At 69.9% G+C, this 22,220-nt stretch carries 15 protein-coding genes and 1 other RNA gene; 3 read left to right on the top strand and 13 right to left on the bottom strand.

Annotation, left to right across the window (positions count from 1 at the left end):
• Window positions 1-28 precede the first annotated feature (28 nt).
• The 10 genes from LIN44_RS07730 to LIN44_RS07685 all read right to left on the bottom strand — a co-directional run bounded on the left by LIN44_RS07730 (window position 29) and on the right by LIN44_RS07685 (window position 12,575).
• On the bottom strand, window positions 29-841 hold the full coding sequence (locus LIN44_RS07730) for an ABC transporter ATP-binding protein (RefSeq protein ID WP_227314195.1): 813 nt from the start codon (window positions 839-841) through the stop codon (window positions 29-31).
• A 127-nt stretch (window positions 842-968) separates the two neighbouring features.
• Window positions 969-2,012, bottom strand: a complete 1,044-nt coding sequence (locus LIN44_RS07725) for an ABC transporter substrate-binding protein (RefSeq protein WP_116382991.1) — start codon at window positions 2,010-2,012, stop codon at window positions 969-971.
• 205 nt (window positions 2,013-2,217) lie between these two features.
• On the bottom strand, window positions 2,218-3,234 hold the full coding sequence (locus LIN44_RS07720) for a tripartite tricarboxylate transporter substrate binding protein (protein WP_227314194.1): 1,017 nt from the start codon (window positions 3,232-3,234) through the stop codon (window positions 2,218-2,220).
• Between the two features lie 52 nt (window positions 3,235-3,286).
• Window positions 3,287-4,270: a hydroxymethylglutaryl-CoA lyase gene (locus LIN44_RS07715; RefSeq protein WP_227314193.1), complete on the bottom strand. Its 984-nt coding sequence runs from the start codon at window positions 4,268-4,270 to the stop codon at window positions 3,287-3,289.
• The gene (locus LIN44_RS07710) at window positions 4,267-5,463 is read right to left on the bottom strand and encodes a CaiB/BaiF CoA-transferase family protein (protein WP_227314192.1); all 1,197 of its coding nucleotides are present in this window, start codon (window positions 5,461-5,463) and stop codon (window positions 4,267-4,269) included. The genes LIN44_RS07715 and LIN44_RS07710 overlap by 4 nt, the downstream gene beginning before the upstream one ends.
• Window positions 5,464-5,640: 177 nt before the next feature.
• Complete coding sequence (locus LIN44_RS07705; RefSeq protein WP_227314191.1) at window positions 5,641-6,546, bottom strand: LysR substrate-binding domain-containing protein; 906 nt, start codon at window positions 6,544-6,546, stop codon at window positions 5,641-5,643.
• A 76-nt stretch (window positions 6,547-6,622) separates the two neighbouring features.
• Entirely contained in the window at window positions 6,623-7,237 is a 615-nt protein-coding gene (gene recR, locus LIN44_RS07700) for a recombination mediator RecR (protein WP_010814257.1), read from the bottom strand.
• Window positions 7,238-7,244: 7 nt separating this feature from the next.
• Window positions 7,245-7,577 (bottom strand): YbaB/EbfC family nucleoid-associated protein, encoded by a 333-nt coding sequence (locus LIN44_RS07695; RefSeq protein ID WP_012353187.1) that lies wholly within the window; start codon window positions 7,575-7,577, stop codon window positions 7,245-7,247.
• A gap of 63 nt (window positions 7,578-7,640) precedes the next feature.
• Window positions 7,641-9,980: a DNA polymerase III subunit gamma/tau gene (locus tag LIN44_RS07690; protein ID WP_227314190.1), complete on the bottom strand. Its 2,340-nt coding sequence runs from the start codon at window positions 9,978-9,980 to the stop codon at window positions 7,641-7,643.
• A gap of 108 nt (window positions 9,981-10,088) precedes the next feature.
• Window positions 10,089-12,575 (bottom strand): adenosylcobalamin-dependent ribonucleoside-diphosphate reductase, encoded by a 2,487-nt coding sequence (locus LIN44_RS07685; protein ID WP_227314189.1) that lies wholly within the window; start codon window positions 12,573-12,575, stop codon window positions 10,089-10,091.
• Window positions 12,576-12,742: 167 nt separating this feature from the next.
• Between LIN44_RS07685 and ffs the strand changes: the two genes are divergently transcribed.
• Window positions 12,743-12,841: signal recognition particle sRNA small type (gene ffs, locus LIN44_RS07680), an RNA gene on the top strand.
• Window positions 12,842-13,024: 183 nt separating this feature from the next.
• On the opposite strand, the gene LIN44_RS07675 is transcribed toward ffs, so the two are convergent.
• From LIN44_RS07675 to LIN44_RS07665, 3 genes are all read right to left on the bottom strand, one after another.
• Window positions 13,025-16,648 (bottom strand): exodeoxyribonuclease V subunit beta, encoded by a 3,624-nt coding sequence (locus LIN44_RS07675; RefSeq protein WP_227314188.1) that lies wholly within the window; start codon window positions 16,646-16,648, stop codon window positions 13,025-13,027.
• A complete protein-coding gene (locus LIN44_RS07670; RefSeq protein WP_227314187.1) occupies window positions 16,645-19,518 on the bottom strand; it encodes a PD-(D/E)XK nuclease family protein in 2,874 nt (957 codons plus the stop codon). Before LIN44_RS07670 ends, LIN44_RS07675 begins: the two co-directional genes overlap by 4 nt.
• Window positions 19,519-19,669: 151 nt before the next feature.
• A complete protein-coding gene (locus LIN44_RS07665; protein WP_012353192.1) occupies window positions 19,670-19,942 on the bottom strand; it encodes a hypothetical protein in 273 nt (90 codons plus the stop codon).
• Window positions 19,943-20,429: 487 nt separating this feature from the next.
• Between LIN44_RS07665 and trxA the strand changes: the two genes are divergently transcribed.
• Window positions 20,430-20,756: a thioredoxin TrxA gene (gene trxA, locus LIN44_RS07660; RefSeq protein ID WP_010814265.1), complete on the top strand. Its 327-nt coding sequence runs from the start codon at window positions 20,430-20,432 to the stop codon at window positions 20,754-20,756.
• A 179-nt stretch (window positions 20,757-20,935) separates the two neighbouring features.
• Entirely contained in the window at window positions 20,936-22,198 is a 1,263-nt protein-coding gene (gene rho, locus LIN44_RS07655) for a transcription termination factor Rho (RefSeq protein ID WP_012353193.1), read from the top strand.
• Window positions 22,199-22,220: the final 22 nt, after the last annotated feature.

Raw genomic sequence — 22,220 nt, 5'->3', positions numbered from 1 at the left:
CTTGTTTTGGATTGGGACGCGGGACCGGTCAGGCCACCTTGCGCTGCTGGGCGTAGCCCTTGAGCACTTCCTCGCGCAGCACGTCCCAGATCGCGGCGTGCAGCTCGACAAAGCGCGGATGGTTGCGGATCTCGGCGACGTCGCGCGGACGCGGCAGGTCGATCGCGAACTCGCCGATCGGATGCGTGCCGGGGCCGGCCGACAGCACCACCACGCGGTCGCTCATGGCGATGGCCTCATCCAGGTCATGGGTGATGAAGAGCACGGCCTTGCGCTTGGCCGCCCACAGATCCAGCACTTCGTTCTCCATCAGCTGGCGGGTCTGGATGTCGAGCGCCGAGAACGGCTCGTCCATCAGGATGATGTCCGGGTCCAGCACCAGCGTCTGCGCCAGCGCCACGCGCTTGCGCATGCCGCCCGAGAGCTGGTGCGGGTAGCGGTCGCCAAACCCGCCCAGGCCGACGCGGCGCAGCCATTCTTCGCCCTGCTGCACCGCCTCGGCGCGCGCGGTGCCGCGGAATTCCAGGCCGGCGACAACGTTGTCGAGCGCGCTGCGCCACGGCATCAGCGCCTCGGTCTGGAACATGTAGCCGGCGCGCCGGTTGATGCCGCGCAGCGGCTCGCCGAACACGCGCACCTCGCCGCTGGAAGGCTCGAGCAGGCCGGCGCCGACATTCAGCAGCGTGGACTTGCCGCAGCCGGTGGGGCCCACCACCGATACGAATTCGCCAGGCTGGATCGACAGCGTGACGTCCTTGACCGCGGTATAGCGCTGGCTGCGGTCATCGCGCGAAACAAAGGTGCAGGTGACCTGCTCGAGTGAAAGTGCGGGAATGCTCATGATGAACCGTCTCGTACCCGCCGTCGCGCATGCAGCGGCGCGGGCGAGTGATGATGGAGGGGCCGTCGCTGCCGCAAAGCAAAGGCCCGCTGCGGGCAGCGGGCCGATGGCATCGACGGCGAGGAAATTACTTGTACTTGGCGTTGGCCTTCTGCACGAACGCGTTGGTGTAGGTCTCTTCCAGCTTGATCGACTTGCCCTTCAGTTCGGCGTCGAACTGGCCCAGCGCGTTGAGCGCGGTGCGCGGGCCGTCGGCCGGCATGGTGCCGTCCGGCGAGATCGCTTCCTTGACCTTTTCCCACGCGGCCAGGTACAGCGCACGGTCGCCCAGCAGATAGCTTTCCGGCACGGTCTTGACGATGTCGGACGGGCCCGCCTTCTGCAGCCACTTGAGCGCGCGCACCATGGCGTTGGTCAGCGCCTGCGTGGTGTTGGGATTCTGCTGGATAAAGGCCTGCGACGCATACAGGCAGCCCGACGGCATGTTGCCGCCGAACACCGCCTGGGTGTCCTTCAGCGTGCGGGTGTCCGAGGCAATGCGCACTTCATTCTTCTGCGTCAGCATCGACACCACCGGGTCGAGGTTGGCCATCGCGTCGATCTGGCCCGAGCGCATCGCCGCCACCGCGCCGGCGCTGGCCCCCACGCCGATGAACGACACGTCCGACGGCTTCAGGCCGGCCTTGGCCAGCACGAAGTTGGCCATCATGTTGGTCGACGAGCCCGGCGCGGTCACGCCGATCTTCTTGCCCTTCAGGTCGGCGATCGACTTGAAGTTGGGCATGGTCTTGTTCGACACCACCAGCACGATCTGCGGGGCGCGGCCCTGCAGCACGAATTCCTGGTAGCGCTGGCCCTTGGCCTGCAGGTTGATGGTGTGCTCGTAGGCGCCCGAAACCACGTCGGCGCTGCCGCCCACCACCGCCTGCAGCGCCTTGGCGCCGCCGGCGAAGTCGACGATCTCGACATCGAGCCCTTCTTCCTTGAAGTAGCCGAGGCGCTCGGCGATGGTCAGCGGCAGGTAATAGAACAGGTTCTTGCCGCCCACCGCGATGGTGACCTTGGTCTTCTCGGGCTTGCCCTGCGCCTGCGCCTGGCCGAAGGTGAACCAGCCGGCCAGGAACAGCGCCAGCGCGATCAGGAATTGCTTCCAGAACTTCTTGTTATACATGCGAGATCTCCTACCCGTGTGGACTGGCGCCGCGGCAGATGCGCTTGATGGGCGCGCGCGTTGGGGGGCGCGTCGGGGGGCGCGCCGCGGTGCGGCAGATTGCGATGCTACCGGACGGCGTGGCGCGCAGCATCGGTATCAATACCTAGCAAGCCCGCCAGCTTAGCCCCCTTACCTTTCGATCACCTTGCCGCTGCCGCTGGCGTCATTCGGCGTGAATGTCGGCGGACTTGATCACCTTGGCCCAGCGTGCCAGCTCGGCCTTCTGGTATTGCGCCAGCTGCTGCGGATTCATGTACTTGGCCTCGGCGCCCAGTTCCTCGGCCTTCTTGCGGAAGGCGTCGGTGCGCATGATCTTGTCGATCTCGCCGGTGAGCTTGTCGACCACCGGCTTGGGCGTGCCCGCCGGCGCGTACATCGCGAACCACGACGATACGTCGAGGTCGGGGTAGCCGGCTTCGGGTGCCGACGGCACGTCCTTCAGGCTCGGCAGGCGGGTCTTGCTGGTCACCACCAGCGGGCGCAGCTTGCCGGCGGCGATATGGCCCATCAGCGGCGGCGGCGTGGTGATGGTCAGGTCGACCGAGCCGCCCAGCAGGTCGGTCATGGCCGGGCCGGTGCCCTTGTACGGCACGTGCGTGATCCTGGTGCCGGCCATCTGGTTCAGCAGCTCGGTCGACACATGCTGCAGCGAGCCGTTGCCCGACGAGGCGTAGTTGAGCTTGTCCGGGTTGGCCTTGGCGTAGGCCACCAGTTCCTTCAGCGACTTGACCGGCAGGCTCGGGCGCACCACCAGCACCTGCGGCGCCGACAGGATATTGGCCACCGGCGCGAAGTCCTTGACCGGGTCCCACGACAGGTTCTTCACCAGCAGCGGCGTGATCACGTGGAAGCCCGAGTACTGCAGCATCAGCGTGTAGCCGTCGGGCTTGGCGCGCGCCACCAGGCTGGCGGCAATGCCGCCATTGCCGCCGGGACGGTTGTCGACCACTACCGGCTGGCCGAGCGCCTTGGACAGCGGCTCGGCAATCATCCGCGCCGCCAGGTCGGTGGTGCCGCCGGCAGCGGCCGATACCACCAGCGTTACCGGCCGGCCGGGATAGCTGCCATCCTGCGCCAGTGCCGCCGGGGCGAGCCACGCTGCGCCGATAGCTGCCAGCGCGGCGGCGACGGCCTTGCGCCGTGCGGGCATGGCGGGCTTGAGTTGAAGGGCTTGTTTCATCAGGGTCTCCGTGATTGTCGTGGATGCGTTGTTGTTGTGCGGGTGGGCAGGGCTATGCCTGCGCGGCGAAATGCTCGGCCATCCAGGCCGGCGGCTGGTGCGTGCGCAGGCGCGGGCCGGCGCTCAGCAACTGGCTGTTGAGTTCGCGCCCGACCAGTTGCGGCATGCCGGCGACCACGTCGAGCAGCGCGCCCAGGTCGACGCCGGTCTGCACGCCCATGCAATCGAACATGTGGACCAGGTCTTCGGTGCTGACGTTGCCGCTGGCACCAGGCGCGTAAGGGCATCCGCCCAGGCCGCCGGCGGCGGCGTCGAAGCGCGTCACGCCGGTCTGCCAGGCAGCGACGGCGTTGGCCAGGCCCATGCCGCGGGTGTTGTGCAGGTGGATGGTCAGGCCGGTCTGGGGCAGCGCGGCCTGGAAGGCTTCGCACAGCGCCGCGACCTGGTTCGGATAGGCCATGCCGGTGGTGTCGCACAGCGTGATGCCGGCCGCGCCGGCGTCGGCGAAGGCGCTGGCCAGCGCCATCACCTCGGCGGCATCGACCTCGCCCTCGAACGGGCAGCCGAATACCGTCGACAGCGACACGTTGACCGGCACGCCGGCCGCGCCGGCCTCGGCAATCATCGCCAGCAGCTGCTGCCGCGACTGCGCGCGCGTCATGCGCAGGTTGGCGCGGTTATGGGTCTCGCTGGCCGACATCACCAGGTTGACCTCGTCCGGGCGGCACGACAGCGCGCGCTCGAGCCCGCGCAGGTTGGGCACCAGCGCGGTGTAGCGCACGCCCGGCTGGCGCCGCATGCGGTGCATCAGCGCCTCGGCATCGGCCAGCGCGGGAATGGCGCGCGCCGACGTGAACGAGGTGGCCTCGATGCGCGCGAAGCCGCAGGCCGAGAGCGCATCGACGAAGGCAACTTTGGCCTCGGTCGGCACCACCACCGGCTCGATCTGCAGGCCGTCGCGCGGCGCGACTTCATTGATCTCGACGCGGGCCGGGCCGCGCAAGAGGGTAGCGGCGGGGCTGGCGGCGGCGCTCATGCGATCACCTTGCGCGCGCGCAGGTCGGCGATGGCGGCGTCGTCGAAGCCGGCCTGCTTCAGCACCGCATCGGTATGCTCGCCCAGCGTGGGCGCGCGGTCATGGATGGCGCCGGGGCTGGCCGACAGCTTGGGCACCACGCCCGGCACTTCCACGGTCAGGCCGCCGGCCGAGGTGACCGTCTCGATCACGCCGCGGGCGCGGTAGTGCGGGTCTTCGGCAATGTCCTTGACGGTATAGATGCGGCCCGATGGCACCTGCGCGTCGCGCAGCACCGCCAGCGCCGACTCCACCGTCTGCGTGCGGGTCCAGTCGGCAATCGCGGCATCGATTTCATCGACGCGCGCGACGCGGCCGTCGTTGCGCTCCAGTGCGGGATCGTCGGCCAGATCGGCGCGGCCGATGGCGAGCATCATGCGCTTGAAGATGGCATCGCCGTTGGCCGCCACCAGCACGTATTCGCCGCTGGCGCAGGGGTAGGCGTTGGACGGCGCGATCCCCGGCAGCGCGCCGCCGGCGGGCTGGCGCACCGCGCCGAACGCCGAGTATTCCGGCAGCAGGCTTTCGCTCAGGTTGAACAGCGACTCGTACAGCGCCACGTCGATCACCTGCCCTTCGCCGCCGCGCGCATCGCGCTGGTACAGCGCCAGCAGCACGCCCATGGCGCCGTGCAGGCCGGCGATGGTGTCGCCCAGCGACAGGCCGGCGCGCACCGGCGCGCGCCCGGGCTCGCCGGTCAGGTGGCGCAGGCCGGCCATGGCTTCGGCCACGGCGGCAAAGCCGGGCTCGTCCTTCTTCGGCCCGGTCTGGCCGTAGCCCGACACGCGCAGCATGATCAGGCGCGGATTGTCGGCATGCAGCACGTCCCAGCCCAGGCCCCACTTCTCCATGGTGCCGGGGCGGAAATTCTCGATCAGCACATCGGCCTCGGCGGCCAGCTTGCGCACCAGCGCCTGGCCTTCCGGCTGGCGCAGGTCGATGCAGACCGATTCCTTGTTGCGCGACTGCGCCTCCCACCACACCGAAGTGCCTTCATGCAACATGCGCCATTTGCGCAGCGGGTCGCCCTGCCCGGGCGGTTCCACCTTGATGATGTGGGCGCCAAAGTCGGCCAGGGTCTTGGCAGCAAAGGGGCCGGCGATAAGTTGTCCGAGTTCGAGGACGCGAATGCCCTCTAGGATCTGTTGCGCCATGGGTGTCTCCGTGCGGTGCGGCAGTCTTGTTGCAGTGCGGCAGCGCCATTGACTGGCATGCCATACATTGCGTTCGGACGGAGTTTGCCCCAGCGCGGGGCCTGCCAGGAATCGGCAATCGGAGAAGCGGGCTTTCTCGGAACGCGAAAGGCTTCGCGCAGCTGCGGGAGCGACGCCTCAGAACGGCGCCCGGTCCCCGCACAGGTGGGTGATCAGCAGCCGCGCCGACACCGTCAGGCCGGCCGGATCGCGCAGCCCGATCAGAAGCGAGCGGCGTGCCCAGGCGTCCTGCAGCGTCACCAGCGACAGCCCCATCGACTTCACGTGCGGCTCGGCCGCGATGCGCGGCAGCACGCCCACGCCCAGCCCGGCCATCACCATGCGGCACATGGCGTCGAAGCTGCGCACCTGGATGCGCAGCCGGAACGGCCGGTCCAGCCGGCTGCTCTCTTCCAGCAGGCGCGCCGCCAGCGAGGTTTCCTGCGGCAGGCTGACGAAATCGAATTCGAGCGTATCGGCGTAGTGCACCGGGCCGCGCGCGGCCAGCGGATGGTTGGGCGGCGTGATGATGACCAGCTCGTCCTGGCGGTACTCGACCGTCATCAGCCCCGCCGCGGGCGTGCGGTCGGCGAAGATGCCGACGTCGGCACGGTTCTCGACCAGCGCCGCAACGATGTCGCGCGAGTTCTGCTCTTCCAGCTCGATGCGGATGGTCGGATGGCGCTGCATGAAGGTGGCCAGGTCATCCGGCAGGAACTGCGTGATCGCCGAGGTATTGGCGCATACGCGCACCTGCCCGCGCACGCCGGAGGCGTAGTCCGACATCACGCCGGCCATGCGCTCGACGTCCTGCAGGATGGTCAGCGCATGGTGGAAGCAGGCCTGGCCGGCCTCGGTCAGCTGCACGCCGGCGGCGTGGCGAAAGAACAGCGGCGCGCCGACCGCGGTCTCGAGGTCCGAAATGCGCTTGCTCGCCGCCGCCACCGCCAGGTGCGACTGGCGCGCGCCGGCCGAGATGCTGCCCTGCCGGGCCACGGCAACGAACAAGCCGAGCGTGACGAGATCGAAGCGGGCCAGGTTCATGGGAGCGGACGGGAAATGGAAGCGGGCGCGCCGGTGGCCGTGCCCGCGACAGGCAGGCCGGCCGGCGCAGCGGCGCTCAGAGGTTGCGGCGGTCCATCACCGCGCGGGCAATGGTGCCGGCATCGACATACTCCAGCTCGCCGCCCACCGGCACGCCGCGCGCCAGGCGCGACACCTTGAGGCCGCGCGCCTTGAGCATCTCGCCGATGTAGTGCGCGGTGGCCTCGCCTTCGCTGGTGAAATTGGTGGCGACGATGACCTCGCCGACCGGGCCGCCCAGCTCGGGCTCGGTGGCGCGCGCCAGCAGCCGGTCGAGGTGGATCTCGCGCGGGCCGATGCCGTCCAGCGGCGACAGCCGGCCCATCAGCACGAAATACTTGCCGCGGTAGGTCAGGGTCTGCTCGATCATGACCTGGTCGGCCGGCGTTTCCACCACGCACAGCACCGAGGCGTCGCGGCGGTCGTCCAGGCAGGTCTCGCAGATCTCCTGCTCGGTGAAGGTGTTGCAGCGCTGGCAATGGCGGATATGGTCCGCCGCGCCGCGCAGCGCATCGCCCAGCTTGCGCGCGCCCTCGCGGTCGTGCTGCAGCAGGTGGTAGGCCATGCGCTGGGCGGACTTGGGCCCGACGCCGGGCAGCACCCGCAGCGCCTCGACCAGCGCCTGCAGCGAAGTCGGCGAAGACGCTTTCACAATGGCCTTAGAACGGCAGCTTGAAGCCCGGCGGCAGCGGCAGGCCCGAGGTCATCGAGCCCATCTTTTCCTGCGTGGTGGCCTCGGCCTTGCGCACGGCGTCGTTGAAGGCGGCGGCGACCAGGTCTTCGAGCAGGTCCTTGTCCTCGCCCTCGGCCAGCAGGCTGGGGTCGATGGTGACGCGCTTGACGTCGTTCTTGCAGGTCATGACCACCTTGACGAGACCGGCGCCGGACTGGCCCTCGACCTCGATCTGGGCCAGCTGCTCCTGCATCTTCTTCATGTTTTCCTGCATCTGCTGGGCCTGCTTCATCAGCCCGGCGAGTTGACCTTTCATCATGATGGAATGCTCCTGGATTCGGTAAGAGTTCGGTGACGGAAATTCGGTAACGCCAGCCGCCGCTCAGGCGGCGCGCGGCTGGATCGAGCCTGGCACGATCTGGCCGCCGAGGTCGCGCAGCAGCCCCTGCACGAAGGGATCCGCCTCGATCGCGGCCTCGGCCTGGCGCTGGCGCTCGGCACGGGCCTCGGCGTCGGCGGCGGCGGCGGTGACGGTGACCCCGCCGACTTCGCAGAGCACGCGCACCGGCTCGCCGAAGTGGTCGCACAGCGCCTGCTGCAGCCGCTCGGCGACGCCGTTCTCGCCCAGCGCCGCGACCGGGATGCGCAGGTGGAAGGTGCGCCCGACCACCTGCGTCAGTTCGCTCTGGTATGCCAGCTGCTGCGCCAGGCCCTTCAGCGGCAGGCTGGCGGCCAGCACCGGCCATGCGCCGGTGAAGGCCGGCGGGGTGCCGTCCTCGGCCGCGGCAGGTGGGCGCGGTGCGACGAATTTGGCGGATTCCGCTGGCGGTGACGGTACGGCAGCGGCTGCGCGGGCTGGCTCGGCCTCGCGAGCCGTGGCCGGGGCCTGGCGGGAGGCGCCGTTGCGCGGTGCCGTGGCGCGCGCTACCGGTTCGCTGAAACCGTAATCGTTGTAGCCCGGGTCGCTGTCATAGGGACCGATCACCGGCAGGTCGGGCGGCAGTTCTTCCCACGGCGGCACATCGCTGCCACCGGCGGCTTCCCAGGGCGGCACGGATTCTTGTTGCGCTTGCGGCCTGGCTGCCACGGGCCGCGCCGCGGGCGCTGCCGTCGGTGCGGGCGGCTGCGGCGCCAGCGGCCGTGCAGCCGGCGCCTGGGCCGGGGCCGGGGCCGCAGCCGGACGGCTCGCGGCTACGGCCGCGGGGGCGCGCAGCGGTTGTGCCGGCGGTCGCTGTGCAGCGGTTGGCGCAGCAGGCACGGCTGGGGCCGGCGCCTTGCGGGCGCCGCCGCGGGCGGCGGAAGCCTGGCGTGCGGCAGCCAGCGCCGCGGCCGCTGGCGACATGGCGCCGCCAGCCGAGCGCGCCGACGCGGGCTCGGCAGCGGCAGGCACGGCCGCCGGCGCGGCGACCGGCTCGGCCACGGGCGCTGCTGGCGCCACCGTGGACGGCACCGCGGCTGGCACCGGCGTGGCATCGGCAAGGGATGCAGCCGGGGCAGCCGGGGCAGCGGCGGCAGTCGCCGCCTGGCGTGCCTCGGCTGGTCGCGCCGCGGCCGGCATGCCGGCACTGCGCGGGCGCGCCGGTGCCGCACCGCCGCCCTGCCCCGCCGTGGCGGCCGGCTCGGACGACGGCCGGAACGCCAGCATGCGCAGCAGCGTCATGGTGAAGCCGGCGTACTCGTCCGGCGCCAGCGCCAGCTCGCTGCGGCCCAGGTTGGCGATCTGGTAGAACAGCTGGACTTCCTGCGCGTCGAACACGCCGGCCAGGCGCCGCACCTCGTCGGCTTCCGGCCATTCGTCCTGCACCGAAGCCGGCACCGCCTGCGCCAGCGCCACCTTGTGCAGCAGCGAACCCAGGTCCTGCAGCGCGCCGGCGAACGACAGGCTGCGGTCGGCCATGGCATCGGCGATCGCCAGCATGGCGGCGCCGTCCTCGGCCGCCAGCGCGTCGAGCAGCTGCACCAGGTAACCCTGGTCGATCGCGCCCAGCATGCCGCGCACGGCGTCCTCGGACACCTGGCCCGCGCTGTAGGCGATGGCCTGGTCAGTCAGCGACAGCGCATCGCGCATCGACCCATGCGCGGCCTGCGCCAGCAGCCGCAGCGCGTTGCCGTCGTGGGCGATGCCTTCCTGCGCCAGGATATGGTCCAGGTGCGAGACGATATGTCCCGGCGGCATCTGCTTCAGGTTGAACTGCAGGCAGCGCGACAGCACCGTGACCGGGATCTTCTGCGGGTCGGTGGTGGCGAGGATGAACTTGACGTGCCCGGGCGGCTCTTCCAGCGTCTTCAGCATGGCGTTGAAGGCGTGGTTGGTCAGCATGTGCACTTCGTCGATCATGTAGACCTTGAAGCGCCCGGCGGTAGGAGCGTAGACGGCCTTGTCGAGCAGCTGCGCCATCTCGTCGACGCCGCGGTTGGATGCGGCATCCATCTCGATGTAGTCGACGAAGCGGCCGCTGTCGATTTCCTGGCAGGCCTTGCACTGGCCGCAGGGCTCGGCGGTGATGCCGCCGCTGCCGTCAGGGCCGGTGCAGTTCAGCGCCTTGGCCAGGATCCGCGACAGCGTGGTCTTGCCGACCCCGCGCGTGCCGGTGAACAGGTAGGCGTGGTGCAGCCGCTGTTGTTCCAGCGCGTGCGTGAGCGCGCGGACCACGTGCTCCTGGCCGACCAGCGTGGTGAAATCCCTGGGGCGCCATTTGCGCGCTAGAACTTGATAACTCATGGCGGCGATTGTAGCAAAAGGCGGCCCCGCTCCGGCCGCCCCGGCGTCTTTATCCGACCCCGCCGCCGCCGGCCCGCGCCCGTGGCCGCCGGCCGCCCGCGGCGCGGTTCAGCCGCACTCGCCGACGTAGCCGCAATTGGCGCATTTGGCGCAGCCATCGACCTTGTGCAAGGCGTGCGCGCCACACTCGGGGCAAGGCTTGCCGGTGCCCACGCCGGGCGTGCCCGGCGCCGCGCTGGCCTGGCCGGCAAGATCCGCCCCGGCCGCCAGCGCCTGCGCGCCGCCGTCGCGCTGCGCCAGCCGCGCGGCCAGCGCCGCCACCGGCACCTGGCCGCCGTCGGCATCCAGGAAGCCGCGCTTGATCAGGATGCGCTGCAGCGCATAGCCCAGCGCCGCCACCTCGGAATCATGGAAGCGCGGCACCTCGGTGCCGTCCTGGCGCACCAGCGTGCCGTAGCGCACCGTGCCCTTGTCCCAGACCACGTTGCGCATGTCGGCCAGCGCCTTGGCCACCGAGCCGCCCGAGCGCGCCACCATCGACAACAGCCGCATGGTCGAGGTGATCCATTGCTGGCCCTCGCTGCGCTGGCCCGCCGGCATGAAGAACTCGACCGGGCGCTCGATCTCCACCGGCTTGCCGTCGACCACGCCGGCGACGCGCATGAAGTTGACGGTCAGGTAGACGGTCTTGTGGCCCTCGTACGTCAGGTATTCGACCTTGGACGTCACCCCTTCGAGGTCGCCCACCGGCCGGCTGCCGAACGGGCGCACCAGCGGGTTGTCGTCGGCCGCGGGCACGGGCGGCGCGGCGGGCGCCTCCACCGACAGCACCGCGCCCAGCACCGAATTCGGCCGATACGTCGCCAGCCCCTTGAGCCCGGCCTTCCAGGCCTCGAGATACAGGTTGCGGAAGGCTTCGTAGGGATAGTCCTCGGGCACGTTGACGGTCTTGCTGATGCTGGTATCGATATACGGCTGCACTGCTTCCAGCATCCGCATATGGTCCAGTGCCGACATCTGCAGCGCGGTGACGAATGCGTCCGGCAGCTGCGCCATGTCGGACCCCATGTGACGGTAGAGCCGCCAGGCATGGTCGGCCACCTCGAAGCTGCGATAGCTGTTGTCCGGCATGCGCTTCCTGCGGTTGTAGGTCCACGAGAAGGCGGGCTCGATGCCATTGGAGGCATTGTCGGCAAAGGCCAGCGTGATGGTGCCGGTGGGCGCGATCGACAGCAGGTGCGAGTTGCGCAGCCCATGGCGGCCGATGGCCTCGCGCACGCGCTGCGGTAGCCGGCTGGCGAAGCCGCTCTGCAGGTAGGCGCCGGCATCGAACAGGGGGAAGGCGCCCTTCTGCGCCGCCAGTTCGGTCGACGCCAGGTAGGCGTCGTCGCGCATCCGTTCCGAGATCCGCGCCGCCAGTTGCCGCGCCGGCTCGGTGTCGTAGCGCAGGCCCAGCATCACCAGCGCGCTGCCGAGCCCGAGGAAGCCCAGCCCGACGCGACGCTTGGCGTGGGCCTCGGCCTGCTGTTCGGGCAACGGCCAGAAGGTCACGTCGAGCACGTTGTCGAGCATGCGCGTCGCCACGCGCACCACCTCGGCAAAGGCGTCGAAGTCGAACGCGGCCTGCGGCGTGAACGGCTGGCGCACGAATTTCGTCAGGTTGATCGAGCCCAGGCAGCAGCATCCGTAGGACGGCAGCGGCTGCTCGGCGCAGGGGTTGGTGGCCTCGATGCGCTCGCAGTAATAGAGGTTGTTGTCGGCGTTGATCTGCGACAGGAACAGGATGCCCGGCTCGGCATGGTCGTAGGTGGCCTGCATGACCTGGTCCCACAGGTTGCGCGCCGGCACGCGCCGGTACACCCACTGGCCGTCGTCGCGGCGGTACGCGCCGGCGGCGATCATGTCGGCGCCCGGCTCGGCCTCGTGCACCAGCTCGACCTCGGCATCGGCCTGCACCGCCTGCATGAAGTCGTCGGTGACGCCGATGGAGATATTGAAGTTGCTGAGCTCGCCCTTGTCCTTGGCGTGGATAAAGCTCTCGATATCGGGATGGTCGCAGCGCAGCACGCCCATCTGCGCGCCCCGGCGCGCGCCGGCCGATTCCACCGTCGCGCACGAGGCGTCGAACACCTTCATGAACGACACCGGCCCCGACGCGCGCGAATGCGTCGCCCGCACCAGCGCGCCGGCCGGACGGATCGCGGAGAAGTCATAGCCCACGCCGCCGCCGCGGCGCATGGTTTCGGCGGCCTGCGCCACCGCGGTGTAGATGCTGGGGCGGCCGTCGCGCGGCTCCGACACCGAATCGCCCACCGGCTGCACGAAGCAGTTGATCAGCGTGGCCTGGATGCCCGTGCCCGCCGCCGAATTGATGCGCCCCGCCGGCACGAAGCCGTTTTCCTGCGCCCACAGGAAGCGCGCGCTCCAGGCTTCGCGCTGGTCCTCGGGCTCGGCCTGCGCCAGCGCGCGCGCCACGCGCTGCCTGACATCGGCAATGCTGCGCTCTTCGCCCTTGGCGTATTTTTCGAGCAGGACTTCGGTGGAGATTTCCTGCGGCGCCAGCGCGCCGCGAATGATCTGGTCGTTTGCGTTCATGTATTGGCTCACCACGTGTGCGGGTTGGTGAATGGTCGGGCCAGCGCGGCACGCATTGCCTGCGCCAGATCAACCCGGCGCCATGGCGCGGGCAATGACCCGTGCCCGCCAAGGGCATTCGATGCAAATCCTGCGCGCGCCCGCGCTCTGGGGTACAATGCCGCTCGGACGGGCCTCCTCGCATGGTGGCGCGGTCAACCTGGTCAGGTCGGGAACGAAGCAGCCACAGCCGTTTTCCGCCAGTGCCGAGGGTCAGGCTCGTCCACCTCACACTTCCCGTCCGTAGTCCCCCTTCCCTCCAGCCTGTCTACTCCAGCCTGCCTATCGCGCGCGCCAGCCGCTCGCAGCGCAGTCCCTGTCACTTTAGTACAGCCAGGCCGCCATCGCGCGCGCCATGCGCCCCATTTTGCGCCGATTCCGCTGCCCTTGCCGACGCGCCGCGCCGGCGTTCAGAACAGCGAACCCTGTTGTGGAAGCTGCGGCGCCAGGCGCTCGGCGGGAATCCATTCGCCTGCGGCGGTGGCCACGCCCGCCTCGACGCGCTTGCCCGGAAACATCGGCGCGATCGCCGCGGTGTAGCGGCCCAGCTGCGCGCGATAGGCGGCGTGCTCCTGCGGCAGCAGTCGCAGCTTGTAGTCGATGACGACGACGCGGTCGTCGAACTCGACCAGCCGGTCGATACGCAGCAGCCGGCCACGCGCGTCATACAGTTCGACCTCGTTGCGCGCGCTGCAGGCATCACCGGCGGCCAATAGCGGCGCCAGCGCCGGCGCGCGCAGCATCGCGGCCACCGCCGCCAGCGCCTCTTCCACCTGTTGCCGCCAGGCTGCCCGTGCCGCCGCGGTGTGCGCGCCGGTCAGCGGGAACCATCGCAATACCGTATCGATCGCCGGCACGCCGGCGAAGGCTTCGGGATAGCGCGTCAGGCGTTCCAGCAGCGCATGCACCAGCTCGCCATGGCGAGCCGCGGCGGCGTTGAAGACGATGCCGTCGGCTTCGTCCGTGGCTTCCGCGTCGTCGTCAGCAAACACGGCCTGCCGCGGGTCATCGACGGCATCGCGGTAGCGCAGCCGGAAGTCGGTGTAGCGCACCGGCTCGCTCAGTCGGGCGGGAAGCAATGTTTGCGCATCGGCCGCATCGCCTTGGGCGTCCGGATAGGCCGGCACCAGTTCGCCGACGCCCGCCGCCTGCAGCCGCACATACCAGCTGCCGGCGATCTCGGCATTGCCTTCGCCAGCATTGCCGCGGCTGGCGCGGCCCTTGACGCCGCTGACCAGCAGGCCCTGCTGCGCGCGCGTCATGGCGACGTACAGCAGGTTCCAGTTTTCGCGCTCGCCCAGCGCCGCCTCGGCCTCGAACAGCGGCGCGCGCGCCAGCCCGCGCTCGCTGCGCTTGCCGTACGCCGAGAAATGCCGCGGCACCGGCGACGACGGCGGCCAGTCGACCAGGATGCCGCCACGGTCCGCGGCCGGCTCGCTGTGGTTGGCATCGAGCAGCACCACGAACGGAGCTTCCAGCCCCTTGGCGGCATGCACGGTCAGGATATGCACCGCGTCGAGCCCGGCGTAGGCCGGATTGTCCTCGGCCGGCTCGAGGTCGTCGGCGCGTTCGCCCATGCCGCCTTCGTCGGGACTTTCGCCTTCGTCGCCCCGGCGGATTTCCTGCAGCTCGTCGATAAACTTCGGCAGGCTCGGATAGCGCCCGCCGTCGAGATCCAGCGACAGCTTTAGGAAGGCGTCGAGGTTGGCCAGCACCTGCTCGCGGATATCCGGCGGCGCGGCTTCGGCGTAGCGGCGCCGGACCTCGCCGCCGTGGAAGATCTGGTCGATCAGGTCATGCACCGGCTGGTGCGGCGCGACCCGCAGCCACTGGCGCAGCCTCGGCACGCCCTCGCGCAGCGCGTCGGAGACCTGCGCCGGCAGGCCGCCGGCCTCGAGGCGCGCCCACCAGCCGCCCTCGCCTTCCATCTGCGCAAGGGCCAGCAAGTCGTCGTCGGTCGCGCCGACCAGCGGGCTCTTCAATACGTGTGCCAGGTCCAGGTCCGACTCGGGCGTCATCAGGAACGCCAGCAGCGCCGACAGGTCCAGCGCCTCGAGCGTCGCCAGCAGGCCGCCGCGACGCGGGCTCAGGCATGGAATGCCGGCCTCGCGCAGGGCGCGCTCATAGTCGGCCAGATGGGTCTTGCGGCGCACCAGCAGGTGCATGTCGCTCCAGCGCGCGGGCCGCTGGGTATTGCCTTCGTGCACCGGCACGGTGTCGCGCACCAGCCGCAGCCACGCCGCCACGCGCCGCCCTTCTTCCAGCCGCAGCGAATCGCCGGCCTGCCGGCGCGGCTGCAGCAGCGTGTCGCGGTGCGTGGAGGCGCCTGCGGCGGCTGCGGCGGCTGCCGCGGTTTCGTCGTCCGCATCCTGCGCCGCGCTGTCGCCGGTGTCATCGGGCTCCACCAGCGGCAACAGCCACACCGGCCCGCCGCAGCCGCCCAGCGCGGTGGTCTGGGTCGAGTACAGCGGATAGCGCCCCTCGGCGCGCGCGCTGTCGAACACCGCGTTGACCCAGTCCAGCACTTCGGCGCGATTGCGCCGGGTCCGGTTGGTGCGCAGCACGGTGGCGCCGAACGCGTCGCGCAGCATCTCGCCGGCGGCGCCGAAGAGCCTGGCATCGGCGCGGCGGAAACGGTAGATCGATTGCTTGGGATCGCCCACCAGGAACACCGTCGGGCGCTCGCCCAGCCCCGCATAGCCGGCCAGCCAGCCCTGCAGGATGCGCCATTGCAGCGGGTTGGTGTCCTGGAACTCGTCGAGCAGCAGGTGGCGGTAGCGCGCATCGAGCCGCACCTGCAGGTAGGTGGCAGTCTCCTCGTCCGACATCAGCCGCGCGGCCTGCCATTCGAGGTCGGCGAAGTCCATCGCGCGCTGCGCGTCCTTGTGCTGCTGGTAGCGCGTCAGCAGCGCATCGCCGATGCGGAACAGGGCCTGGTTGACCGCCAGCACGGCGGCCTCGCAGCAGCGCGCGCTGATGTCGTCGAGCATCGCACAGATCGCGGCGTGCTGGTCCAGCAGCACATCGACCATGCCTTCGCCGCCGGCGACCTTGGCCAGCGCCGCGGTGCGCCGCAGCGAGCGCGGGCCGCCGGTGCTGGTGAAGAACGCGGCGCGCAGCTGCGCGAACACGCGTTCGGCGGGCTTGCCGGGCGCGGCGCCGGCCTCGCGCCAGGCGGCGATCGCCATCAGCGCCTCGGTGATGCGGCCGGCGTGGGTCTGCTCGCTCTTGCCCGCCGCGCTCAAGCGCGCCGCGATCGCTTCGCAGGCATCGCGCCAGCCCTCGTCGGCCAGCGCCTGCAGCAGCACGTCGCCCTGCGCGTCTTCGCCCAGGCAGTCGGACAGCGCCTGCAGCGGGTCGCCGCCCTCCTGCATCGCCCACCATTCGCTGCGGGCGTGGAACATCGCGTCGAGCAGCGTGCGCGCCTGGAAGTCGCCGACGGTATCGACCAGCGTTTCCCACGCGGCGCGCAGCTCGGCATATGGCGGCGTGGCCAGCGCGCGCCACACCGGCGCCCAGGCCTCGCGCTTCATGCGCAATGCATCCTCGCGCAGCGCCGCGCCCGGCACGATGCCCGACGCCAGCGGCGCGCCGCGCAGCAGCGTGCCGAACCAGCCGTGGAAGGTGTCGATGGCCATGCGCCCCGGTGCCGCCAGCACCTGCGCATGCAGCCGGCGCGCGCGCGGCAGCGCTTCGCGCGCGGCTTCGGCCGAAAGGCCGCGCTGCACCAGCGCGGCGATCACGTCGTCGTCGCTGTCGCGCGACAGCTGCGCCAGCACCTCGAGCAGGCGGTCGCGCATTTCCTCGGCGGCCTTGCGCGTAAAGGTGATCGCCAGGATCTCGTGCGGCGCCGCGCCGGCCAGCAGCAGGCGCACCAGCCGCGCCACCAGCAGCCAGGTCTTGCCGCTGCCGGCGCAGGCTTCGACCACCACCGAACGCGCCGGATCGCAGGCCGCGCGCGTGAATTCCGCTTCGGAAACGGGCGCGCCATCGCGCTGGTAAGGCTGCACGTCGAGCAGGTCGTGAGGCGTCATGATGTCAGCGCCGGCACGGCGGTGGAGTCCCAGAAGCCCTTGCGGCACAGGCCGCGGGCGGTGCAATACACGCATGCCGAAGCATCGCCGAAGGCCGGCAGCCTGGCGCCCTGGCGCAGGCGCATCACGTCATCGCGCATCTGGCCTTCCAGCCAGGTGACCGCGGCCTCGAAGTCCGGCAGGCCGACCTCGCGCTGCGCCGCCGGCGCGCCCTCGCGCGCACCCTCGAGCGAGACCCAGCTGCCCGCCGCGGCATCGGCGCGCAGCAGGCCGTAGAACGGCAGCTGGCAGTCTTCCTCGACCTCGGCCAGCTTGCGCTTCAGGCGCGTGGCGCTCTGGGTCTTGTAGTCGAGCACGGCATGCGCGCCGCCCGGCCCCTGGTCGAGCCGGTCGATGCGTCCCGTCAGGCGCAGCGGCTGGCCGTCCGGCATCGGCAGGTCGATGCCGGCATCGAGTTCGCCGCCGCGCCAAAACCAGCCCTCGGCCTCGCGCGCCGACTGCCACGCGACATACGACGGCAACACCTCGCGCCAGCGCCGGTAGTAGGCAATGGCGTTGCCGTCCTCGGCCATCAGCGCGCCGAAGACCTCGTCGGAGATTTCGCCCAGGCGCGCCAGGCGCTGGTCTTCGGACAGCGTCTCGCCGCGCTCGCGCCGCGCCTGCAGCTCCTTGTGGTAGGTCAGCAGCACGCGGTGCAGGGTCTCGCCGATGTCGCGCTTCTCCAGCTCGTCGCTGACGGTCTCGAGCCCGGCCAGGCCGAGCATGCGGCCGGCGAAGAACTGGTAAGGGCAGCGGCGCAGCATGTTGTACGCCTGCGCGCTCCAGCGCACCGGTACCAGCGCGGGCTCGGCCGCCGGCGCCGGCATGCCGCGCACATCGGCGAAGGTCTCGTGCGCCTGCGGCGCCGCGGCGCCTTCGATGCTGACCCCGGCGCGCGCGCAGCACGCCGCCAGCCGTTCGATCCAGCCCGACACGTGATGCGGTTCGCCGCGGCTGCCGTAGCGCTGCCAGGTCAGCACCACGTCATCGTTGTTCAGCAGCACTTCGGCCAGGTCGCGCGCCTGCTGCGCAAAGCGCGCCTCGCGGTCTTCCAGGTCCAGCTCGCGCCGCATCTGGTTGGAGAAGAACATCAGCTCGGCGGCGCTGGACGGCAACTGGGCGTCGTCGCAGCCGACGATCACCACGCCCTCGAAGCGCCGCATGCGCGCGCCGTTCAGCGGCAGGATGGTGATGCGCGCGGGCCCGCTGGCCGAGGGCTCCTTGTAGGCGACCGATTCCAGCAGCGCCGACAGCATCGCGCGGAACTCGCCCTGCGACAGCGTGGCGTGGCCGCCGGTCTCGTCGCGCGGCAGCTCCTGCAGCCGTGCCAGGGCATCGAGCAGCTGGCTGCCGGCATCGTCCGCGGCCAGCGCGGCGCGCATGCCGAGGCCGTCGAGCATGCCGTCGAGACGTTCCAGCCAGGTCGCCAGCGGATGCTGCGCGAGACCGCGCGGCCAGCGTTCGGCCTCGTCGGCGAGCAAGCCGATCAGGGCATGGGCCGCGCGGCGCGGTGCCTGCTCGGCATCCTCGTCGTCGCCCGCGGCCTGCTGCGTGCTTGCCGGAAAGTGCGCGAACAACTGGCGCAGCCGCGACCAGCCGCCGGTCATGCCCTCGCGCCGCACCTGGCGCTCGAGCAGCGCGATGGCCGCGCCGCGCGCGGCCACATCGGGCAGGCAGAACGGGCTCTTGAGCAGGTCCAGCAGCGCCGCAGTATCGCCATCGCGCACCAGCAGGTCGAACCAGCGCATCAGCGCGGCGGCGGCACGCGTGGTCGACAGCTTCCAGCCGGTCTCGTCGCGCACCGGCGCGCCGGCGCGCGCCAGCAGCGCGCGCGCGCGGCGTGCCACCACGCGGTCGTGCGCGACCAGCGCCACCTGGCGTCGGCCCTCGTTGAGCCACTGCACCAGCTGCGCGGCGGCGGCCGCGGCCTCGTCCTCGAAGCGGGCGCAGCCGACCACGCGGACCGACGGGCGCTGCGGCGGCAGCGCCGGCATCGCGGGCGCGGTGGCGTGAATCGCGGACTCGTCGCCGCCGGCGATCCTGGCTTCCGGCCACAACGCCAGCAGCGCGTGGTACCAGCCGTCATCATCTGCATCCTGCCCGCTCCAGTCATAGCCCACCTGCAGCACCGGCACCAGCTCGGCGGCATCGCGCAGGAACGCGGCCTCGAGCGGCGTGGGCGGGGTCGGCGCAATCCAGACCACCGGACCGCGCAGCTGCTGCGACAGTTCGCGCAGCGCGCGGCGCTTCGCCGGGAGCGGATCGTCGGGCCCGGACAGCGCCTGCCAGAACGCCAGCACGATGCGCGCCTCCTCGCCCAGGAATCGCTCCGACAGATGCGAATAGGTCCGCGCCAGCGCGCCTTGCAGCAGGCCCGCGCGATCGTCGCCGTCGATCTCGTCGTCGTCGCGGATGGCGGCGTCCTCGAGCCAGCGCGCGCTGAGCTCGTCGCAGATCGCCAGCAGCGTCTGCGACAAGCCCCACGCCGCGGTTTCGTTCTGCGCGCCGAAGGCCCGGCGCAGCCATTCCTGTCCGCGCACCGCCTGCTGCACCGCGAGCAGGCGCGCCGCCGGGCTGCGCACCGGCGCGCCCTCGGGCGGCAGGTCGAGCAGCCAGTGGCCCAGCGTCAGCACGCGCGGCAGCAGCCGCGGCCGCCCGGCCGCACGCGCCGCGGCGTCCAGCGCCTGGCGCACGCCCGGAATCTGCGCGGCGGTCGGCACCACCACGTGCGCACCCGCCTCGGGCGCGCCGCAGCGGTCGAGGAAATACCAGGCAGCGGTGGCTGCCTGCTCGAGAAAGTCAGGACCGGGGCGAAAGCGTAGCGACGTCATGGACCGTCATTGGGGCGTTGGCCGCAAGGATGCGGGAACGGCGTCGGGTTGGAACAAATCAGGAGGCAACGCATGGCAAGCATGACGCGGCGCCGCCAGCCGGCACGTCCGGCGGCGAAGGCACCGCGATACCGGGACAGGCCGCGCCGCTTCAGTCAGAGCCGCCTTCCAGGCGGGCGCGGATTTCGCGCGCGGTTTCGAGCAGGCCTTCATAGCCTGAACGCGCATGCTCGGGCAAGTCGGGGTCGCCCACCAAAGTACCAAGCGTTTCGATGATGCTGTAGACCAGGCCGCGGGCGGCGCCGCTGGCGATGCTGTTGGTCTCCACGGCGCTGCTGAGATGGTCCAGCGCATCGCTCAGGTGGTCGACGTCCGGCGCCTGGCCGGGCTCGGGCTGCGAAGGCTTGCGGGGATCGGTGTTCATGTCGATGACCTAGTCAGGGGCGCAGGGTACAGGGATGGAGCGGGATGGAGCGGGATGGTGCGCCGCGAGTTGCCCAGCGGGCGCCGTGCGGTCCGCTTCTATTCTACGCGCACGCTGTACGCATCCGGCACCCCGGCGCGCACAAGTGCACTCCATGGCACCCGCCGTGGGCGGCCGCGGCGATTGGGCAAATCTCTCGCCGCCATTGAAAATAAGCATTTCAATGAATTAAACCTTTGCACCAGAATGACGGCATTGTTTGCGGGCCCATATGCCTGGTTGCCGCAGCTTTGCCGGATGTGCCGGCGGCCGGTCTTGAAAATCGGCAAACTGGTAACATATCGGCAGCACCGGGCGCGGTAGCGGCCTCCACCGCCTGCTTCAGGCGCAAAGAGGCGGCCCGACGGGTCCGCGCAATCTCGTGTAAGGTAACGGCTCGGCCGTCCAGCCTTCAACATAAACAGAGCGAAACCAGAGGTTTTCCGCCATGAGCGAACAAATCAAGTATGTGAGCGACGCCTCGTTCGACGCTGACGTCCTCCAGTCCGACAAGCCCGTCCTGCTCGATTTCTGGGCGGAATGGTGCGGCCCCTGCAAGATGATCGCGCCGATTCTGGACGAAGTCGCCAAGGACTACGGTGACAAGCTGCAGATCGCCAAGATCAACGTCGATGAAAACCAGCAGGTGCCTGCCAAGTTCGGCATCCGCGGCATCCCGACGCTGATCCTGTTCAAGAACGGCGCGGTCGCGGCCCAGAAGGTCGGCGCGCTGTCGAAGTCGCAACTGACTGCCTTCCTCGACGGCAACCTGTAAGCTGCACGCCGGGACCCGACCCGCGGTCCCGGTTTCGTCACGATCCGACGTGCGTGCGCCACACCCTGGCGCGCCGGTCGGATTGTGCTAAGATGCCACCAACAACTCCCCGAGCGTTCGCTCATTTTCCCCCCTTCCTTTAGGTCTCGCCCGTCCGGGCCCATCTGTACCCCTCGTCTATGCACCTGACAGAACTCAAATCGCTTCACGTGTCTGCGCTTCTCGAAATGGCGGCTACGCTCGAGATCGACAACGCACAGCGGATGCGCAAACAAGAACTGATGTTTGCGATCCTGAAGAAGCGCGCCAAGATGGGCGAAACCATCTACGGAGACGGCACCCTGGAAGTTCTGCCTGACGGCTTCGGTTTCCTGCGCTCGCCCGAGACCTCCTACCTGGCCAGCACCGACGACATCTACATCAGCCCGTCGCAGATCCGCCGCTTCAACCTGCACACCGGCGATTCGATCGAGGGCGAGGTGCGCACGCCCAAGGACGGCGAGCGCTATTTCGCGCTGGTGAAGGTGGACAAGGTCAACGGGCAGGCGCCCGAAGCGGTCAAGAACCGCATCATGTTCGAGAACCTGACGCCGCTGCATCCGAACCGGCCGCTCACGCTCGAACGCGACATCAAGGCAGAAGAAAACATCACCGGCCGCATCATCGACATGATCGCGCCGATCGGCCGCGGCCAGCGCGCGCTGCTGGTGGCGTCGCCCAAGTCGGGCAAGACCGTGATGCTGCAACACATTGCACACGCGATCGCCAACAATCATCCGGAAGCCGACCTGTTCGTGCTGCTGATCGACGAACGCCCGGAAGAAGTGACCGAGATGCAGCGCTCGGTGCGCGGCGAAGTGGTCGCCTCCACCTTCGACGAACCGGCCATCCGCCACGTGCAGGTCGCCGAAATGGTGATCGAGAAAGCCAAGCGCCTGGTCGAGCTGAAGCGCGACGTGGTGATCCTGCTGGACTCCATCACCCGCCTGGCACGCGCCTACAACACGGTGGTGCCGGCCTCGGGCAAGGTGCTGACCGGCGGTGTCGACGCCAACGCGCTGCAGCGCCCCAAGCGCTTCTTCGGCGCCGCGCGCAACCTGGAAGAAGGCGGTTCGCTGACCATCATCGCCACCGCGCTGATCGAGACCGGCAGCCGCATGGACGACGTGATCTACGAAGAGTTCAAGGGCACCGGCAACATGGAAGTGCACCTGGAACGCCGCCTGGCCGAAAAGCGCGTCTATCCGTCGATCAACCTGAACAAGTCCGGCACGCGCCGCGAAGAACTGCTGATCAAGCCGGACATCCTGCAGAAGATCTGGGTGCTGCGCAAGTTCATCTCCGACATGGACGAAGTGCAGGCGATGGAATTCATCATGGACAAGATGAAGGCGACGAAGAACAACGCAGAGTTTTTCGATATGATGCGCCGAGGCGGCTAAGCCTCGCTGCGGCCGTGCCGCA

It is taken from the genome of Cupriavidus sp. MP-37 (genome assembly GCF_020618415.1).
Lineage (GTDB): Bacteria > Pseudomonadota > Gammaproteobacteria > Burkholderiales > Burkholderiaceae > Cupriavidus.
This window is presented reverse-complemented; position numbering and strand designations above follow the sequence as displayed.

What these genes read in the sequence shown, in the direction of transcription:
- LIN44_RS07690 (WP_227314190.1), bottom strand. Translation starts at nt 9,980, where the DNA reads ATGAGTTATCAAGTTCTAGCGCGCAAATGGCGCCCCAGGGATTTCACC.
- LIN44_RS07685 (WP_227314189.1), bottom strand. Translation starts at nt 12,575, where the DNA reads ATGAACGCAAACGACCAGATCATTCGCGGCGCGCTGGCGCCGCAGGAA.
- LIN44_RS07675 (WP_227314188.1), bottom strand. Translation starts at nt 16,648, where the DNA reads ATGACGCCTCACGACCTGCTCGACGTGCAGCCTTACCAGCGCGATGGC.
- LIN44_RS07665 (WP_012353192.1), bottom strand. Translation starts at nt 19,942, where the DNA reads ATGAACACCGATCCCCGCAAGCCTTCGCAGCCCGAGCCCGGCCAGGCG.
- LIN44_RS07720 (WP_227314194.1), bottom strand. Translation starts at nt 3,234, where the DNA reads ATGAAACAAGCCCTTCAACTCAAGCCCGCCATGCCCGCACGGCGCAAG.
- LIN44_RS07710 (WP_227314192.1), bottom strand. Translation starts at nt 5,463, where the DNA reads ATGGCGCAACAGATCCTAGAGGGCATTCGCGTCCTCGAACTCGGACAA.
- LIN44_RS07725 (WP_116382991.1), bottom strand. Translation starts at nt 2,012, where the DNA reads ATGTATAACAAGAAGTTCTGGAAGCAATTCCTGATCGCGCTGGCGCTG.
- LIN44_RS07705 (WP_227314191.1), bottom strand. Translation starts at nt 6,546, where the DNA reads ATGAACCTGGCCCGCTTCGATCTCGTCACGCTCGGCTTGTTCGTTGCC.
- LIN44_RS07695 (WP_012353187.1), bottom strand. Translation starts at nt 7,577, where the DNA reads ATGATGAAAGGTCAACTCGCCGGGCTGATGAAGCAGGCCCAGCAGATG.
- LIN44_RS07715 (WP_227314193.1), bottom strand. Translation starts at nt 4,270, where the DNA reads ATGAGCGCCGCCGCCAGCCCCGCCGCTACCCTCTTGCGCGGCCCGGCC.
- trxA (WP_010814265.1), top strand. Translation starts at nt 20,430, where the DNA reads ATGAGCGAACAAATCAAGTATGTGAGCGACGCCTCGTTCGACGCTGAC.
- LIN44_RS07670 (WP_227314187.1), bottom strand. Translation starts at nt 19,518, where the DNA reads ATGACGTCGCTACGCTTTCGCCCCGGTCCTGACTTTCTCGAGCAGGCA.
- LIN44_RS07730 (WP_227314195.1), bottom strand. Translation starts at nt 841, where the DNA reads ATGAGCATTCCCGCACTTTCACTCGAGCAGGTCACCTGCACCTTTGTT.
- rho (WP_012353193.1), top strand. Translation starts at nt 20,936, where the DNA reads ATGCACCTGACAGAACTCAAATCGCTTCACGTGTCTGCGCTTCTCGAA.